Source organism: Thalassotalea psychrophila (genome assembly GCF_031583595.1).
GTDB classification, from domain to species: Bacteria; Pseudomonadota; Gammaproteobacteria; order Enterobacterales; family Alteromonadaceae; genus Thalassotalea_A; species Thalassotalea_A psychrophila.
The window spans coordinates 781,206-799,479 of record NZ_CP134145.1; the positions used below are offsets into that span (position 1 = coordinate 781,206).

17 protein-coding genes are annotated in these 18,274 nt (G+C 37.2%); 10 read left to right on the plus strand and 7 right to left on the minus strand.

The genetic code is table 11. The features are described 5' to 3' along the window. The first annotated feature begins 2 nt into the window (after positions 1-2). Both RGQ13_RS03350 and RGQ13_RS03355 read left to right on the plus strand, forming a co-directional pair. Entirely contained in the window at positions 3-1,049 is a 1,047-nt protein-coding gene (locus RGQ13_RS03350; RefSeq protein WP_348392144.1) for an ABC transporter ATP-binding protein, read from the plus strand. A gap of 299 nt (positions 1,050-1,348) precedes the next feature. Next, positions 1,349-3,736: a putative Ig domain-containing protein gene (locus tag RGQ13_RS03355; RefSeq protein WP_348392145.1), complete on the plus strand. Its 2,388-nt coding sequence runs from the start codon at positions 1,349-1,351 to the stop codon at positions 3,734-3,736. 111 nt (positions 3,737-3,847) lie between these two features. Here RGQ13_RS03355 and RGQ13_RS03360 read toward each other — a convergent pair whose 3' ends face one another. Both RGQ13_RS03360 and arfB read right to left on the minus strand, forming a co-directional pair. Then, on the minus strand, positions 3,848-4,678 hold the full coding sequence (locus RGQ13_RS03360; protein WP_348392146.1) for a DUF2797 domain-containing protein: 831 nt from the start codon (positions 4,676-4,678) through the stop codon (positions 3,848-3,850). Between the two features lie 49 nt (positions 4,679-4,727). Continuing rightward, complete coding sequence (gene arfB / locus RGQ13_RS03365; RefSeq protein ID WP_348392147.1) at positions 4,728-5,141, minus strand: alternative ribosome rescue aminoacyl-tRNA hydrolase ArfB; 414 nt, start codon at positions 5,139-5,141, stop codon at positions 4,728-4,730. 90 nt (positions 5,142-5,231) lie between these two features. Here arfB and RGQ13_RS03370 point away from each other — a divergent pair, with 90 nt between their 5' ends. Together RGQ13_RS03370 and RGQ13_RS03375 are read left to right on the plus strand one after the other, a co-directional pair. Beyond that, positions 5,232-5,486, plus strand: coding sequence for a GIY-YIG nuclease family protein (locus tag RGQ13_RS03370; RefSeq protein WP_348392148.1), 255 nt, complete (start codon positions 5,232-5,234; stop codon positions 5,484-5,486). 131 nt (positions 5,487-5,617) lie between these two features. Then, positions 5,618-6,340 carry a DUF3581 family protein gene (locus RGQ13_RS03375; RefSeq protein WP_348392149.1) on the plus strand — a complete coding sequence of 241 codons (723 nt, stop codon included), beginning with the start codon at positions 5,618-5,620 and terminating at the stop codon, positions 6,338-6,340. Between the two features lie 131 nt (positions 6,341-6,471). Here the strand turns inward: RGQ13_RS03375 and RGQ13_RS03380 are convergent, their stop codons facing one another. Next, complete coding sequence (locus tag RGQ13_RS03380; RefSeq protein WP_348392150.1) at positions 6,472-6,702, minus strand: PGPGW domain-containing protein; 231 nt, start codon at positions 6,700-6,702, stop codon at positions 6,472-6,474. A 113-nt stretch (positions 6,703-6,815) separates the two neighbouring features. Further along, positions 6,816-7,088: a hypothetical protein gene (locus RGQ13_RS03385; protein ID WP_348392151.1), complete on the minus strand. Its 273-nt coding sequence runs from the start codon at positions 7,086-7,088 to the stop codon at positions 6,816-6,818. 269 nt (positions 7,089-7,357) lie between these two features. Between RGQ13_RS03385 and RGQ13_RS03390 the strand changes: the two genes are divergently transcribed. After that, complete coding sequence (locus tag RGQ13_RS03390) at positions 7,358-8,194, plus strand: DNA ligase (protein ID WP_348392152.1); 837 nt, start codon at positions 7,358-7,360, stop codon at positions 8,192-8,194. 55 nt (positions 8,195-8,249) lie between these two features. Further along, positions 8,250-8,861: a LysE family translocator gene (locus RGQ13_RS03395; protein WP_348392153.1), complete on the plus strand. Its 612-nt coding sequence runs from the start codon at positions 8,250-8,252 to the stop codon at positions 8,859-8,861. A 237-nt stretch (positions 8,862-9,098) separates the two neighbouring features. On the opposite strand, the gene RGQ13_RS03400 is transcribed toward RGQ13_RS03395, so the two are convergent. The 3 genes from RGQ13_RS03400 to RGQ13_RS03410 all read right to left on the minus strand — a co-directional run bounded on the left by RGQ13_RS03400 (position 9,099) and on the right by RGQ13_RS03410 (position 12,290). Further along, the gene (locus RGQ13_RS03400; protein ID WP_348392154.1) at positions 9,099-9,992 is read right to left on the minus strand and encodes a class I SAM-dependent methyltransferase; all 894 of its coding nucleotides are present in this window, start codon (positions 9,990-9,992) and stop codon (positions 9,099-9,101) included. Between the two features lie 166 nt (positions 9,993-10,158). Beyond that, positions 10,159-11,580, minus strand: a complete 1,422-nt coding sequence (locus tag RGQ13_RS03405; protein ID WP_348392155.1) for a sodium-dependent transporter — start codon at positions 11,578-11,580, stop codon at positions 10,159-10,161. A 248-nt stretch (positions 11,581-11,828) separates the two neighbouring features. Further along, positions 11,829-12,290 (minus strand): DUF6491 family protein, encoded by a 462-nt coding sequence (locus RGQ13_RS03410; RefSeq protein ID WP_348392156.1) that lies wholly within the window; start codon positions 12,288-12,290, stop codon positions 11,829-11,831. 146 nt (positions 12,291-12,436) lie between these two features. Here RGQ13_RS03410 and RGQ13_RS03415 point away from each other — a divergent pair, with 146 nt between their 5' ends. The 4 genes from RGQ13_RS03415 to RGQ13_RS03430 all read left to right on the plus strand — a co-directional run bounded on the left by RGQ13_RS03415 (position 12,437) and on the right by RGQ13_RS03430 (position 18,200). Beyond that, a complete protein-coding gene (locus RGQ13_RS03415; RefSeq protein WP_348392157.1) occupies positions 12,437-14,341 on the plus strand; it encodes a sulfatase in 1,905 nt (634 codons plus the stop codon). A gap of 3 nt (positions 14,342-14,344) precedes the next feature. Then, positions 14,345-16,378 (plus strand): endo-1,4-beta-xylanase, encoded by a 2,034-nt coding sequence (locus RGQ13_RS03420; protein ID WP_348392158.1) that lies wholly within the window; start codon positions 14,345-14,347, stop codon positions 16,376-16,378. Positions 16,379-16,403: 25 nt separating this feature from the next. Then, positions 16,404-17,090, plus strand: coding sequence for a polysaccharide deacetylase family protein (locus RGQ13_RS03425; RefSeq protein ID WP_348392159.1), 687 nt, complete (start codon positions 16,404-16,406; stop codon positions 17,088-17,090). A gap of 192 nt (positions 17,091-17,282) precedes the next feature. Continuing rightward, the gene (locus RGQ13_RS03430; protein ID WP_348392160.1) at positions 17,283-18,200 is read left to right on the plus strand and encodes an alpha/beta hydrolase; all 918 of its coding nucleotides are present in this window, start codon (positions 17,283-17,285) and stop codon (positions 18,198-18,200) included. The last annotated feature ends 74 nt before the right edge of the window (positions 18,201-18,274 follow it).

Below are 18,274 nucleotides of genomic sequence, written 5' to 3' on the forward strand. Positions count from 1 at the left end.
ATATGAGTCTTTTAGCAATTAATAATTTAACTTGTCGCTATGGGAATAATACCATATTAAATGATCTGTCATTAACGGTAAGTGACGGTGAAATAATGTGTTTATTGGGTCCTTCAGGGTGTGGAAAAACAACGCTACTTAAGGCCATTGCTGGATTAATTGCTACTTCATCAGGCGAAATAAACTTAGAAAATACAGTTTTACTGGCAGACAATGTTAATGATAAAAGTATCAATGTTGACGCCAACAAGCGTGATCTAGGAATGATCTTTCAAGATTATGCATTATTTCCGCATTTAACTATACACGCTAATATTGCCTTCGGTATTACCCATTTAAGTAAAACCGCACAGCAAAATAAGATCTCTGAGTTATTAACTTTAGTGAACTTAGATGATTTAGGTGATAGATATCCCCATGAACTCTCTGGTGGGCAGCAACAGCGGGTTGCCATTGCAAGAGCGCTTGCCCGAGAGCCAAAAGTATTACTGTTAGATGAACCCTTTTCAAATATTGATGCTCAACTTAGATTGCCATTAATTAAAGATATAAAAGCAATTCTTAAACAAAGAAATATGGCCGCTATTTTTGTTACCCATGCCAAAGAAGAAGCCTTCGCTTTAGCTGATACTATGGCGCTATTAAATAATGGCAACATTGTACAATGCGGTTCACCGCAATATTTATACAATTATCCTGCGGAAAAATTTGTTGCTGAATTTTTAGGACATGGTTCAATTTTAACAGCACAAGTACTTAACAAAGAGAAGGTGCGTTGTGTATTAGGTGACATTACATGCACAACGAATAAAACTTTAATCACTAACGAAACCGTAGAGTTATTCGTCAGGCCGCATCAATTTAGTGTTATTGCCGATGAAACAGGTAATGGCGTGATCACTGAATACCAATTTAGAGATGATGGTTACCGGGCACAAGTGAAGGTTGCCGAGCAAAACATTGAAGTTTGGTTACCTGGGTATTTTGATGTCGAATCAACAAAAGTTGTAAATGTTAGCTTAACCCCGCAGCAACTTGTTGCTTTTTAGGCTTTTTAGGCTTTTTATCAAATAACGATAGTTTAAAAATTATATTACCTAAATCACAACTTTTGTGAAGCCTGAAACTTAATCTCATTTGAGCTTATCCTTGTATTTAATTCCTTTTGATTAAGTTTTTAGTTATTTATTTTACAAATTAGTTTATATTGTTGATATCGATGTCAATGCCGATGGCTGAGTATCTATTAAAAATTGTTTTAGTAGTTAAATTGATATTCAAAACTTGGAAAGCTAATTAGATGCATATTGCAAATTACCTAATAAGAAAAATTTTACCAGTATTATTAATGAGTTCATCCATTGGATTTTTTAATAGCTTTACTGTGCTTGCCGTAGAAAACATAAATATTAATATCGGTATACCTCATCAAGTACCACCAACGATGATCGGTGCTAATACGGTAACTCGACAACATTTACCGCATCATCAACCTTGGTATGATTCACTATCAATAGAAACAATCACAAAGACCAATTTTAATTTGTTACGTTACCCTGGCGGCTCTTTAGGTAATAAATTTGATTGGACTTTAGGTGTACAAAAACAATATGCCTCACAAGTCGCTACCCGACAATATTTACCCGAGCATACCAAAGTGGCAACAGATGCCACCGATGGAAAAACCGTTTGGATGTTAAATGTTTATGATGAAACCTTAACTGATACCATTAACGCGTTAAAAGTAGCCCGCGATAAAGGTACTGAAATAAAATACATAGAATTAGGCAATGAATTTTATTTTAGTGATATTTCTGGTTTAGATTACCTTACCCGTTTCCCCACAGGAACCGAGTACGGCTTAGAAATGAACACTTGGATCACCGCATTAAAAGCTGAATTTCCTGATGCGGTTTTTGCTGTTCCATTTACTCGTTCGCCAAATAATGATGCAACAACCAGAAAATCTACTTGGAATAAAAACGTTAATGATGCCCTACTAGAATATGATGCTTATACCATTCACGTTTATGTCGATATCAGCCCTTATAAAACAGGGCTTTATGCTGGTTATAATCACCAAACAATTGATCCTATAGAGCAACAAGCACAATGGGATCACTTTACCCAAGATACAAACGCTGTTCAGTCTATTTTAGGTTCTGCACGTTCAAAATATGAAGAGCTATTAGCTCACCCGAACTTATGGCTACCTGAAAATAAGCCTATATGGTTTACTGAGTTTGGCATGCGTTATTACCCCCATCCTTTAAAAGGCACGTGGGTTGAAGCGTTAGCTGATTTTACTTTATACACAACACTTCTATCACAACCCAATGCCGTAATGGCGACAGAACAGCAATTTATAGATTTAGCCCATGGTAGCACCACAAGTTATGCCAACCTTGCAATTAATGTTGAACAAGACTTAACTACAACTATAGGTGCACTCACAGCCGAAGGTCATGCGGTAAAGGCGATAAGTGCCATGTCACGAGATAAAGAATTAATATCTACACTTTCTTTCCCACAAGCCAGCGTAATTCATCCTTCCACTATTGCGCCATACTCTGCGTTATCCGGTTTAATATTTAGTGATAGTAATAGCTCAAATGCAATAATTGCGAACTTATCAGGGCAAATAGAAAATATTGATACCACTAGTATCGGTCCGCAAGGTGCTTTTGTAACCGTTATTAAAGCAGCAAGCTTTTATACCTTTATTACCGATGACCGTGATGTAACTTATACGTCTGCAATTATGGGGGCAACCTTAGATATACCTCCATATTCAATTGTGACTATTGAAAACATTAATAGTAGTTTAGACCCACAAGATGGCAGCATAAATTACACGCCTAAATATACCAACGCTCGCATTTTTGAAGCCGCGTCAGACAGCTTAGCGCACTCCTTTGATGTTAGCCGTTATGTAACGGATTTAAACCAAACAGATACACTACGCTTTAGCCTTGTCGGGGTTAACCCAAACTGGGCAAGCATTAATGGCTCAGGTCATCTTGAATTTAACGCCAGTGGCCAAACTATTGGTACAACTCATGAAGTTTATGTGCGGGTTGACGATGGTAAAGGTGCAACCGATTACGTTACATTCGATGTTGAAATTGTTGATGGTGCAATCGATAGTGATGATGATGGCTTAATTAACAATGATGAATTTTCGCAAGGTTTGAATGCACTAAACAAGGATACTGATGGAGATAATGTATTTGATAATTTAGATTTATTTCCGCTGGATCCCAATCAAAGCCTACCACCAATAATAGAACCAGAACCAGAACCAGAACCAGAACCAGAACCAGAACCAGAACTAAACACACCTCCACAGTGGAGTAGTACACAAATAGATTTAATCGATGCACTTGAGGGTGAAAAATACAATGTTTCTTTAACTGAATTCGTTAGTGACAATGAAAATGACACCCTCAGCTATAGCTTAACTTCAGCTCACAATTGGTTAATTATATCTTCGGATGGAATCTTAACCGGTATACCAACAGCAAGTGATGTCGGGGTAAATAGTGTAGAAATCGGCGTTAACGATAGTAGTAATACTGTAGTTAGAGTAATCGTAAACATTGGGGTTATTGCTAAAGATACCCCTCAGCCCATAGTAGAGGACATAGCAGATTCGAGTTCCTCTAGTGGCGGTTCAAGTAGTATTCTTGTTACCATTTTATTATTTACACTCAGCTTTAGACGCAAATACCCTTAAGAGCTAAGTAATAGAAAAGGCCTTTAAATTAGATAATAGTTTTTGATACTATTTGTCATCTTTAGAGGCCTTGATGTTTGTTGCACTTGTCAAAAATTATTCTGAATATAGTTAATATGTAGCCGTTACTTCATATGAGGTAAACTTGCGCATATTAATTACGCCAGTATCAAAATACAAATACTGGCCCTTAATGCCCATTAATGTGCCAGATACTTCTGCGGTTTTATCAAAATTAAATGAGCTTATCTTAGTTGGGTACTCTAATACTGGGAAATCAATTTCAACGACGTCTTCATCTAAACGCTGAACAGCATCCTCACCATATTTTAATTTAATGTCGGCTAAACGAGCTTCAATTTGTGGAATTAATTCTGCGGCTCTGGCTTTTAAATCAATACTGTCGGCTTTACCTTTTAGCATATTACGCCAATTGGTTTTATCAGAAATAAATTCAGCTAGTGCTGTTTCTACTAAGCCAGATTGCAAGCGAGTACTCACTTTAAAGATTGGTAGAGCTTGGTTTGCACCTTGGTCAATCCAACGTGTAGGTATTTGGGTATGGCGAGTTATACCAACTTTTATTGCAGTTGTGTTTGCTAAGTAAACATAATGCGGTACGAAGCAATTTTCTTCACCCCACTGTGGCTCTCTACAGGTGCCTTGATCAAAGTGACAGGTTTCAGGTTTCATAATACACATGTCACACTTTGCCAGTTTGATCATACAAGGATAACAAAATCCTTGTGAGTAACTCTTCTTAGTTTTCTTTCCACATTCCTGACAATTAATATTGCCGTTATGAGTTAGTGACAAATGCTTACCGATTAATTCATTAAGTGGTAATGAATGTTCACCTAATGGCAGTTGGTATTCAACTTGGCCATCAATTAATTTGGAAGTCATTTTACGTACGTGGCCAGTTAGGCTGTTTGTGCTCATGTTGTTATTTTGCTCATTTAATTTCGAAAGTTAATTAATAGAATTGGTATTATATTCTGATTTTCGCACGGTTAGATTTAACTTGGCCACGCTTATTTTTACTGTCCATACGTCTTTTTTGCGAGCCTTTAGTGGGTTTTGTTGCCCGCCTAACTTTTTGAATAACCGTTACTGGAGTCAAAAATTCAATTAAGCGTTCAATTGCAGCGGCTCTGTTTTTTTCTTGAGTGCGAAAAGTTTGCGCTTTAATTATGATCACGCCATCTTTATTTATTCTGCTATCACGAATGGCTAAAATTTTTTCTTTAAAATAGTCATCGATTGAAGATGCCTTTACGTCGAAACGTAAATGGATTGCGCTAGATACTTTATTGACGTTTTGTCCTCCAGCTCCTTGTGAGCGTATGGCATTTAACTCAATTTCTTGCTCGTTTATCTGTAATCGATTTGATATAACTATCATAATTGGGAAACCCTGTTGTAATAATACCAAGTCCATTTTTTAATGGATTTGGTATACTCCTTATACTAGCGAGATTGAGAACAATAATAAATGGCTAATCCTTGGTTTGTTTACCTTTTACGATGTAATGACGACAGTTTATACGCAGGAATTACTACTGATGTACAACGCAGACTTTCAGAACATAATGAAGGTGGGCCTAAATCAGCGAAATATACCCGTAATCGTCGCCCTGTTAAGCTTGTTCATAAAGAAGTGTGTAAAGATCGATCTTCTGCAACAAAACGAGAAATGGCAATTAAGAAACTCACAAGAAAGCAGAAACTAGAACTAATCTCCGACTAACCGCAGCATATTATTTATCCAGCCTCAATTGGCCTTTTGTGGTCTGCTTAGTATATAAACCTTCGATTTACATAGCATTCACTGTTAAACTACGCTCCGCAATTTGTTTTGGGCCAGGAAAATTTTAAACAATGTTTATTGAACAATATTATAGTGAAGAAAATCAAAAGGTTAACTTTACTCGTCAACAAGCGAGTGATTTTGCCAAGGAAATAGCGGACGATTTTAATCCTATCCATGGCGTAGATGCCAAGCGTTTTTGTGTACCTGGCGATTTATTATTTTCAATAATTTTACAAAAGTCTGGTTTGAACAAAAAAATGACCTTTAACTTTTCAGGCATGGTGACTGAAAAAGTTGTGTTGAATTTTCCAAATAATGTGACTGACAGTGCACAAGTACTAGATGATAACGATAAAGAGTACTTAAATTACCAAGTGTCTGGCGAACACACCACCTGCCCAACGTTAATTGAAACACTAATTCGTTCTTACGTAGAGTTTTCTGGCCATACTTTCCCACATATTTTAGGGGATTTAATGGAAAAGAATAACGTAATGATCAACCCGGCAAGACCAATGATCATGTATGAAAGCATGGAAATTGCTTTAGACACTCTAGACTTAGCAGATGTTTCTTTAGAGTTAAATACTGAAGAAACAGTATTAAAGGTTGATGGTAAACGTGGTCAAGCAAAGCTTAAATTTGACCTATTAAGTAATGGTGAAGTTGTAGGACATGGTGTTAAGTATATGGTTTTAAGTGGTTTACGTGAGTACTGCAAAGAGGCTATGGAAGAATTAAATACTCGTTTTTATGCAATGAAAGATGAGTATTACGCTAATAAAAAATAGCTAATATAAAATATAAGAAATACATGATCAAAAAGGCTTACTACATTTAGTAAGCCTTTTTACTTTATGGACGAAGGAATATCAATTTGCTGTGTATGGCTTGAAATTGATCGTTTAAGTCACTCAAAGTATTAGGCACGCTTTAGTTTGCGCACCATGCCATCCATTTTTGTAGCCGCTTTACTTGAGTAGCGTTGATATTTTCGGAGCCACCTTTTAGCTGTAGGATATTCAAAGCTAAGCATAGCAAGACCAATTGGAATGAATAATATTGCCGGTCCGGGCAATATTATAAAAATTAAGCCAATTAATAAAGAAAATAACCCAATAATCGATACTGCTTTTGTTTTTAATGTTTGCATTTTTGTTCTCTAATTTTTTATATTATTAAAGTACGTGCAAAACTCACACCAGAAATATAATTAGATAAAAAACAAATGCTTACTTCGTAGTTGTCGATGTTTATTAAATAGTTTTAGTCATTTTTGCCACTTTTTTGTTTCTTTAATCGTTTATTCAGTTTTTTCTGTTCCATATTTGATAGTTTATTGGTTTTGCATTGCCACCATAGCTTTTTTGCTTTTTTCTCTTTAATTTTTAATTTCTCACCTTGTTTAGCGCTATAACCTGAGCGTAACTGACTTCGTACCTTTTTAAGGTCGTCCTGCAATGGACTACAGTTTGGTTTAGCTGCAGCAATAGGTGAAAGCATTAATAGTGAAAGGGCAATCATTGAAGATTTGAACATAAAAACACTCCTTGTTTTTATACCAAATTCACTAATTTACTGTTCATTTTTATTGGCTAAAAAGAATAACTACAGCGTTATAATATTTATAAGTAGAATAACTACTCACTAAATTTCATGCCTTGTATTTATCCATTTTATCTCAATAAAAAGTAGATCACTTAATTAATGAAATTGGTATTAGTCAAAATTATAGTCCAAATTAACAACTATACTTAAACCAAGTCCATTAATTCAACACAACTGTTCAACTAGAAAAAGGATTTTCTATGAAAACTAAACACATCTTTTGCCTCTTTTTTTTAATTTCTATGTTTAACTCGTCTTTGCTTAGCGCTAAGCCCAAGTTGCAACTAGCGAAAACTTACCATGATAATATTGATGTTGCTCAGTATTACGTTAGTGAAAAACTTGATGGCGTAAGAGGGCACTGGGATGGTGAACACTTGTTATCTAAAAACGGTAATGTGTTTTTTGCGCCTAGCTGGTTTATCGATAAATTTCCTAATACACCCTTAGATGGTGAACTGTGGATCAGTCGAGGGAAATTTCAGCAAACAGTTAGCACGGTCAGTAAGAACACACCCGATGATAGTTGGAAAAACATTAAGTTTATGATTTTTGATATACCGAACAGCCCTTTGTCATTTGAGCAAAGACTTGAGCAAATTCAACATCTTGTTGAAACGTCTAACAGTCCGTATTTGAAATTCATCGAACAACTATCCTTTACAGATAACCAACAATTGCAGCATTATTTTGATCGTATAGTTGCTGTGGGTGGCGAGGGTGTAATGTTACATAAAAAGGTTGCCTATTATCAAATTGGCAGAACTAATAACATCTTGAAGTTAAAAGCCTTTCAAGATGCTGAAGCGACAGTGATAGGTTACGCACAAGGCAAAGGTAAGTTCCAAGGAATGTTAGGCGCGCTCATCGTTAAAACTGACTCAGGTAAAACCTTTAAAGTGGGCACTGGCTTCACCACGGCACAAAGAAAAAATCCGCCCGCTGTCGGCACAATCATTACCTATAAATATTGGGGTTTTACTAATAAAGGTATACCTAGATTTGCCTCATTTTTACGAGTAAGAAAAACATTATGAGTATTCCTCAAAATGTGCTTAGATAGGTTTTTTCTTATAAAGAGCTATTCGTTAAATGGTATTAGAATTGTGGTTATCTTTAGTTTTAATTTGCGTGTTAGGGGCTATGTCTCCTGGGCCATCATTAGCATTGGTTGTACGCAATACTCTACTAGGTGGGCAACGCTCTGGTTTGGTAACGGCTATTAGCCATGGTATAGCCATTGGCCTTTATGCTGCCATTGTACTTACAGGAATAGGGGTGATTATTGTCCAATCGCCGATAATTTTTCAGGTCGTTCAATATAGTGGCGCGGCATTTTTACTGTTTCTGGCTTATAAAGCTTTAACAAGTAAAGCTAGCAACGTAGATCTAACTACTGGAGAAACAACTGCCGCAGAAAATATTAATGCTTGGCGAGACGGTTTTTTAATTGCATTTTTGAATCCGAAAATTGCAATGTTTTTCTTAGCATTATTCAGTCAATTTATTGATGCAAACGCTAGCTTTGAACAGCAACTTATCATGGTATTAACCGTTGGCGGTATTGATACCATTTGGTATTGCCTTGTAGCTTTTGGCTTGTCTAGAGGTCCTGTATTGCAGCGCTTAAGATCCAAAACCTACATTATCGACAAAGTAACAGGTGTCGTACTAATCCTATTGGCCATTCGGGTTGTTGTTTAGCTTTATACCAAGTCCATTAATTATCTGCTCATTTTTACTGGTTAAAATGAATAACTACTGCGTTATAAAATCTTTAAGTACGAAAGCATGGATGCTGCAGGTAGAGCGACGCAGGATGCCAAAGCCGAGAATAACTACTTATAAAATTTTATGCCTTGTATTTACCCATTTTTCCTCACTATAAAGTAGATCACATAATTAATAGAATTGGTATTACTCGATAAATAGGCGGACTTGTTAAGCGTGGTATTTAAATATAAGCACTTTTAAGCCTTTACCCGGCATTGCTTCTTTGAAAACACTTGGCGGTTGTATGCTCTCAATGTATTCACATTGTGGGCATTCTGTTGCTATCATGTCATGAATAAATTGCTCGCTTAAGTCTGGTGAATTTAAACACAGCATAACTAAGCCATTATCATTCATTAACTGCGGTAAACGTCGAATGATTTTTGGGTAATCGCGTTTTATATCTACGCTACCTTTTTGAAAAGAAGGTGGATCAGAAATAAGTAAATCATACGGGCCATGCTTTTTTAAGCGGCCATAAGATTTAAATATATCTACGCCTTCAAATTTAACATTTCCCAAATCTTGTTTATTCGCTCGGTGATTGTCACGGCCTTTGGCAAGAGGTGCCTTGCTGATATCCACATTAACTACTTTATTCGCACCACCGTTTAGAGCGGCGACTGAAAATGCACAGGTGTAGGCAAAAAGGTTTAATACATTCTTATTTTGGCTGTTTTCCATAACCCACTTACGGCCGTTACTCATGTCTAAAAACAAGCCATTATTTTGAGCATTACCAAGCTGTAATTGATACTTTAAGCCATGTTCAATTACTGTTAAATGTGATTTTTCTTCACCTAATAACAACTGATATGGGCCTTTAGGGCGACATCTGAATTGCACCATTACTGATGTGCAGCCGTCTATATTAGCAAAAAGCTGCTCTGCTTTATCTTCTAACCACTGTTCGCTTTCCTCTTGATATAAAGCAATTATTGCGACAGGCGGTAACCAATCAACATTCACATGTTCTAAACCTTGAAAGGCATGGCCACGCCCATGAAACAAACGTTGACATTCAATAGTGTCTACTGCTGAAAAGTTAATATGTTCAATCATAATGGTTAAAAGTTACTAAGAATAATAGGGCGGAGTTTAGACTAAATAGTGGATTATGGAAATAACAGAATTTTAGACATCCTTGGCAATTCTAAGTAATTTCATCCCTGAAATAATAAACCCAGCAAAAGCTGGGTTTATTGAATAAAATTAATGTAATTCTTGTTTAACTAAATACATCATAACCAAAATAGATTTTTGCTACAGTATTAATAAATATTGCCGCAAGAATAAATGGAATAAATGTACCTAATGAAAAATCTACATATTTTGCTAAAAAGGTATTTGCAAAACCTTCATTGCCTTGGCTCAATTCTTTATTTAAGTTATGTTTTTTCCAACGATAACTTACAAATAAACAAATTAATAAACCGTTCAATGGCAAAATTGTGTCATAAAACATATCGTAAATAACATCGAATAGGCCTTTATTACCGCCGCCGTAAGTGGTCAAGTTTGTTAATGAATCAACCATTCCAAATGACAATGTTGCCAGTGCTGCAATCAAGCCGCCCCATAAAAATATAGAGCCTAAGGCTTGTTTTCTAGTTTTACATTTTTCATCGATCAAGTAAGAAACTGGTACTTCAATAATTGATACTAACGAGGTAATTGCCGCAAAAAATACCAATAAGAAGAATATTGCCGCAATGCTACTAGCAATAAAGTAACCAGTGGTTGCTTGTAAAGCTAAAAATATTTTAGGCAAGTAAACAAAAATCATTGATACTGAGCTAGAGCTTAAATCATCTGGGTTAACTTCAGGGTTTAGAGCGAATATTGCTGGTAATACCATTAAACCGGCAATAAAAGCGACAGACGTATCACAAATCGCAACCAGTTTGGCAGAGCCTGCAATATCAGTTTTGTTGGAGATATAAGAGCCGTAAGTAACTAAAATACCCATACCAAGCGATAATGAGAAAAATGCTTGCGACATTGCACCACTGATCACCGATGGGTTAATTTTATCTAAATCTGGAATAATGTAAAACTGCACGCCGGCCATGGCGTTATCTAATGTTAATACAAAAATAACTAATAGCACTAACATCACAAATAGAGCTGGCATCATTATTTTTGCCGCTCGTTCAATACCATCTTTTACACCAGCTTTTAAGATAAAGGCAACTAATCCACCTACACCAACCATTGAAACAAATAACCATGGGCTATTAATAATTTCGCCAAAACCATCGGCGCTGGCTAAATAATCTAACTGACCACCTACTGTTAATACCAAATATATAAGTATCCAAATAGTTAGTACGGTATAAAACACGGCAATCATAAACGGGGTGATAATGCCTAACAAACCAGCTAATCGCCATTTTGAGTTCTCACCAGCTAAAGCGCCATAGGCACCAACTGGGTTTTTAGCTGTTTTACGGCCAACAGACATCTCGGCCATCATTACAGGTAAGCAAATAACAACAACAAAAATGGCATACATTAATAAAAATGCGCCACCACCATTTTTAGCAGCATTTACCGGGAAGCCAACGATATTACCTATACCAACGGCAGAGCCTGCCGCGGCGAGGATAAAACCAAGTTTAGAGCTGAAATGCTCGCGTGATGCAGTCATATTTATGTCCTGTATAAAACTTTGTTAGTTTTTTAATTATTATGATAGAAATTTAAAATATTATTTTCAATTTAAGAAAATAATCATGCTCTGATGCTACCAAGGATTATAGGTGATGTCTTGTAGGATGTAAGGAATGTTATTCAAAATGTGTATTATTTACTTCACATCCTTTAGAAATTCTTGAACTTTTATAGCCAAAAGCTGATAAACAATATCATTAAGTTTGAACATTCAAACTTTGTTAACTATTCTGGCGTCTTGTTTTTACTTTCTTTTTTCACTGCTGAATCTTTCTCTGAAACCTTTGCTTCATCAAGTTTTTCTGGATGCCATTTGTATATTCTCATAATGGTACAGCTGTCATGTCGATCCATATCAGCATCAGTGATAATTTTATCACCTCTTGATAAACAACTTGATGCACCACGACTAACTGTGGCTATACGCATCATTGCCCATTGTGGGTCACAAGTGCCAATTAAATCTAATTTATAAGGTTTATTTCTACTGTCATAAACTAAAAGTGCCTTGTTTTCGCCTTCTAATGCACTCCAACTATCCATAGTACGATTGAAGCAAATTTGATTTACCTCTTCGCCTTGTCTTGGATCTATTTTTTTTGGCTCATTATTTAACTCATTATTTAACTCATTATTAGTACATGCAGCCAGAGCAAATATAAATAAGCTACTAGTTAAGATTTTCATAATTACCACCATCAGATTAATTGCATTAAGTATAGAAGATTAGCAATTAATAATTGTATAGACAAAAGTAATCAGGATGATATGCTTAGTTGCGGGTTGATAACGTTGTCAACCGATCGTTTGGAACAACAATTGAAAATATAACTATGAAATTGATGAAGAGCCGGAAGTTAATTAGCAGAAATAAATTTATTTTAGTCATATCTACTCTTATGGTATTACACAGTCATGCGGTATTGGCTAATGCGTTAGATAAACCAAATATACTATTTATCGCCATAGATGATTTAAAACCACTGGCTACCAGTTTTGGTGATTTGGACGCTATAACTCCGAACATTGATGTATTAGCCAGTCAGGGCGTAGTATTTCAGCGAGCCTATAGTCAGTACCCTGTATGTGGCCCATCAAGAATGAACCTGTTAACAGGATTACGCCCTGAATCAAATGGCATTTTGAATCTGTCTGATACAATTCGGGACGTTAATCCGAATGTTGTAACCTTACCGCAAAAATTGATTTCAGCAGGCTATGTTACTGCAGCAGCAGGGAAAATTTTTGACCCTAGAAATGTAGATGATAGTTACGATGCACAATCTTGGACGATACCTTATAGCAAAGTGTTTGGTGATGTAGATAAGAAAACTGCAGACAAGTTAGCGGTGAAAGCCATTGATGCTACAGAAAGTGGTTTTGTAGATGGGAAAATTGCCGAGCAAGGAATAAATTTACTGACTCAGTTTGCAGAGCAAGAACAGCCGTTCTTTCTCGCCGTTGGTTTTAAAAGGCCACATCTGCCATTTTTTGCGCCACAACAATATTTTGATTTGTATAACCAAGCTGAATTTGATTTAGAAGAATTTCAACAGCTGCCGTTAAACAGCAATGGCAGTTATATTGATAGTAAAAGTAATGAACTGATTAAAAGTTACAATCCAGCAGTTGGACAAACATATGAAGTTGGCAATATTACTCCTTCGCAACAGCGAGATTTAATTCATGGTTATTACGCCAGTACCAGCTTTGTTGATGCACAAGTTGGTAAGTTATTGGCAAAAATTGCTGATTTAAATCTTGCCGATAATACCGTTATAGTTTTATGGGGAGATCATGGTTTTCATTTAGGCGATCATGGCTTATGGGGCAAACATACCGTATTAGAACAGGCGAACCAGATACCATTAATCATTAAAGTTCCAAATAACGCCGCGCATAGCACCTACGCATTAGTCGAAAGTACCGATCTTTATCCAACCATATTAGATTTGGCTAATGTTGAAATAGACGAGTATTTACAAGGTGTTAGCCAATTACCGGTTATAGAACAAAGCGAAACGGCAGTAAGAAATGGTGCTATAAGCCAGTATAAGAGAAATGGCGCATACGGGTATTCTTTACGAACACAAAGTTATCGTTATACCGAATGGTGGAATTCTAATGGCAGTGGCTTGGCTTACACTGAGCTATATAATTTAGCTAATGACATTAACGAAACCGAAAATATTTTTGATCCAGAATCGGATCTAGAGTTGCAGCAACAACTATATAACTTGCTTAGAATTAACGGCCAAGGCTTAAATTTATTACAAGGTGAACTAAAAGATGTGGAGCTGTTGGTTGAAGAAGTTTATATCAAAGTAGAGCCACCTGTTGAGGAAGAACCACCTGTTGTTGAAGAACCACCTGTTGAGGAAGAACCACCTGTTGTTGAAGAACCACCTGTTGAGGAAGAACCACCTGTTGAGGAAGAACCACCTGTTGTTGAAGAACCACCTGTTGTTGAAGAACCACCTGTTGAGGAAGAACCTCCTGTTGAGGAAGAACCTCCTGTTGAGGAAGAACCACCTGTTGAGGAAGAAGTTCCTGTTGTCGAAGAAACCCCTGTTGAGGACGAAGCCTTCGTTGTCGAAGAACAACCAGAAGAACAAGAGCCTATTATTGAAGAGGATGAACCTAGCTCTGGCGGTAGTTTATCTTGGCAAATTTTACTGCTGATTTTATTTACAGTTATAGTCAAAAATAAATCAATATTGAATAAGTTTGAAGGGTAGAAAATGAAAAATTTAAACTTTATTATTGTGATTTTATCTGTTTCGAGCTTTCTATTCTCTTGTGGCGGCAGTGGCAATTCCGAAAAGCCAGAGTTTGAAGTAATACCTCCGGTTGAAAACAACGATCCAGCAGAAACTCCAGAAGAGACTCCAGACGAGACTCCAGAAGAGACTCCAGAAGAGACTCCAGAAGAGACTCCAGAAGAGACTCCAGAAGAGACTCCAGAAGAGACTCCAGAAGAGACTCCAGAAGAGACTCCAGAAGAGACTCCAGAAGAGACTCCAGAAGAGACTCCAGACGAAACTCCAGAAGAGACTCCAGAAGAGACTCCAGATGAGACTCCAGACGAAACTCCAGATGAGACTCCAGACGAAACTCCAGATGAGACTCCAGACGAAACTCCAGATGAGAGTAACTATACCTTATCTGGCAACATCAATGGTCTAAGCTCTGGCCAAGTCAGCCTTCAGATAAACAATTTAGAAGAGATCACAATAGTACAAAACGGTACTTTTTCATTTAATACTATTTTTACTGCTAACCAACAAGTAACTGTAAGTATAACTAGTCAGCCAGAAGCCCATATGTGCCAGGTAATCAATTCTGAAAGTCAGTTTACAGAGGTCAACGTTGATGATGTTATTGTATTTTGCCAAAAGGCAAAACAACAGTGTGAAAAAACAACGGCTGCATCTCAAGGGGATGCAGATCTGTCTGGTAACAACATCTCGGGTATTGAACTTTTAGTTAATGATATTGAATGTGGCACTGAGCAATGGCGAAAAGATGCCAATGCTCGCATTGAACAACATAGAAAGACCTCTGGGGAAATTAACCTTGTAGATAAAAATGGTAAACCAGTTAAAAATGCTAAGGTTAATTTTGCCTTGCAGCGCCATCACTTTAATTTTGGCGGCGTTGTACAAGCTAAGATGTGGCATGGTGAGCAAGGCGTAACTAAGCAGCTTTATCAAGAGACCTACCAAAGCTTTGGTTTTAATAAAGCAGGCTTTCAAAATGCTCTGAAATATAAGCTTCGTGGTGGTCATCAAGATTTGGTGCCAGAAATCATGACTTGGTTACATGATCAAGATATTCCAGTACGAGGTCATACTTTAATTTGGCCAGGCTGGAGCAATATGGAATCTTCTATAAGTACAGAAGACGCTCTGCTCATGAACATAGCTTCTGGCCCGACTAATGAATTAACAAATGCTGACTTAAAAGTTTATGTTGATACTATTATCAGCAATTGGGCGAAAAAGTGGGACGTTGATGAGTGGGATGTTGCCAATGAAATTAGAGGCAAACAGGATGTTCAAGAAAAGCTTGGCTATCAAGAAGAAGCACATTGGTTTAAGTTAGCCAAACAGCATGTAAAAAATCCAACAGCCACCCTGTACTTGAATGATAATCGAGTTGTTTCAGATACCGCACTGGGCTCAAAAACTGAAAGAATGGAAATATTCGAATCCGATATGCTTTCTATTCTTGATAATGATGGGCCACTTGAAGCTCTTGGTTTTCAAAGCCGATTTGGTACATTAAGTGATGGCACTTTATTAGATGCGGAAACAATGTACCAGCGTCTACAGTATTTTGATAAATACCAATTACCGATTGCCGCAACAGAATTTGAAATGAAAGCGGGCGGTGAAAATCTTGGCATTACAACTGAGTTAGATCGGGCTTTGATGACAGAGCGAGTGATGAGTGTATATTTTAGTAAGGAAAATGTGACAGATATCCTAGTTTGGACGTTTTTCAAGAAGGGCGATGATACTCAGCGTCATATTGTTGAAATAGATGGCACACCAAATCTTAGAGGACAGACTTGGCTTTATATGGTTAAAAAGCATTGGCATACAAATGAAACAACTTACTTTAATCGTGATTCAAAAGCGTACTTCAGTGGGTTTAAAGGTAAGTATCAAGCAACAGTTTCAATTGATGATTTTTCAGATGAGACTATTGAATTTGATTGGATTGAAGGCAGTTCAGGCGTAACTTTACAGCTATCTAATTATGCCAATTAGCCGTAAAAAGGGTAAAGTTTTTAAGATGAAAATACCTGCAATTGTTTATTTATTGTCAGCCATTATTACTGTTTACAGTTCATTGGTAACAGCGCAAGAAGCGCTACGTCAAATCAAAGTACTCGATGAACAATCGAAAATTATCGCGCTGACTTTTGATGATGGACCTATTCTGGGCGTTACTCAACCAATGCTGTCCTTGCTCGATAAATATCAGGCGAAAGCAACATTTTTCAATATTGGTAAAAAGATAAAGCAAAACCCACAACTAACTCATTTGGTTATTGCTAGCGGGCATGAGATCGGAAATCATTCCTGGTCACATAAAAAACTTACTGAGTTAAACTCCGAGCAACAGCAACTAGAAATACATCAGTTTCAACAGCAGGCAAAATTGGTTGGCCTTAAACCTACTTTATTTCGAGCGCCATTTCTGAAAACAAACCAATCGATTGAACAATTATTAATAGACGAGCAACTCCTGCTCGTTAGTGCATCAGTTATGGCTAAAGATGCCAAAAAAAATGTAGCTGTTAACAATATAGTAAAAAAATTATCTGAAGGTATTAAGAGCGGCGATATCATCTTAATGCATGAGAGGGAACATACCTTGCAAGCATTAAAGATATTATTACCTTTGTGGAAACAAGAAGGATATCAGTTTGTTACTGTATCCCAGTTGATAGCCTTGTCTGTCGTTACAGAAGATTAAAGTATAAGTTAATACATAGAGTATTTTTATAGATGTTCGATCAATTGCTTTACCGTCGATTTATGCTTTGAAATATGTGGGTTGTAGCAATAGTTTAACGGTTATGTTGACAGGTTATGCTAATTAGCAGATTGCACAATATTTAAAAAACGATATCTATTAACTACGAACTTAAACTAACCAGGACTCAGTATGACCAATTCATATCCGACTCGATGGCTACACTTCGCATTTCTGATCATTGCTAGCAGTAGCCTTAATGTTCACGCGAAAAATAAATATAGCATCCCACCACCAATCACTTACGAAAATGTCTCTTACGGCAATCATTCTAACCAGATATTTGATTTTTGGAAATCAGATGTGGAAGGGGCCGCGCCGTTGGTTATTTATATTCATGGAGGTGGTTTTACATCGGGATCTCACGATAAAGTATACGGTGACAAGGTTCAACAATTCCTTAAAGGCGGTGTTCATCATGCCTCGATAGAATATCGTTTCCGACAGCATGCAGAATTGCCGGCAGCGCATGAAGACGTGATTCGCGCCCTGCAGTTTATCCGCAATAAGGCAGATGAGTGGGGCATAGATAAAGACCGCATCGCCGCCTATGGCGGATCAGCTGGTGGCCAACTGGTGTCCTACCTGGCCTGGCATGACGATTTCGCCGATGCGCAAAGCGATGACCCAATAGCTCGCGAATCATCTCGACTAACCGCAGTTGCTCCCAGAGGCGTTCAGTCGACCATGGATAAGGAGTGGTGGGTTGAAAACATCCCTGGCTATAAAAAATCATTCTACAAAGCCCCCGATCTTTCGAAGCCTGTAGTCCGTGACCTAATCAAAGAACTCTCCATTATCACTCACATCAGCGCAGATGATCCTCCCACTTTCATGAGCTACGGCATGAACCCGGACACGCCAATACCTCGAAATAAGAAATCGGTGAAAGGTTGGGCTACACACCACGTCAATTTTGGCATCGCTCTAAAAGAACAGCTCAAACGCAACAGTGTAGAAGTGCATCTGATGTATCCTAAAAACCAGACGAACTTCAAAGATGACGTGGCATTTCTACTACATCACCTGAAGGCTGCGTCGGATGAATAACTATAAATAAGAATAAAGAACTGCCGAAAATACTGAAGGTATTCGTATATGTTTATAATACTTATACCTGTCAA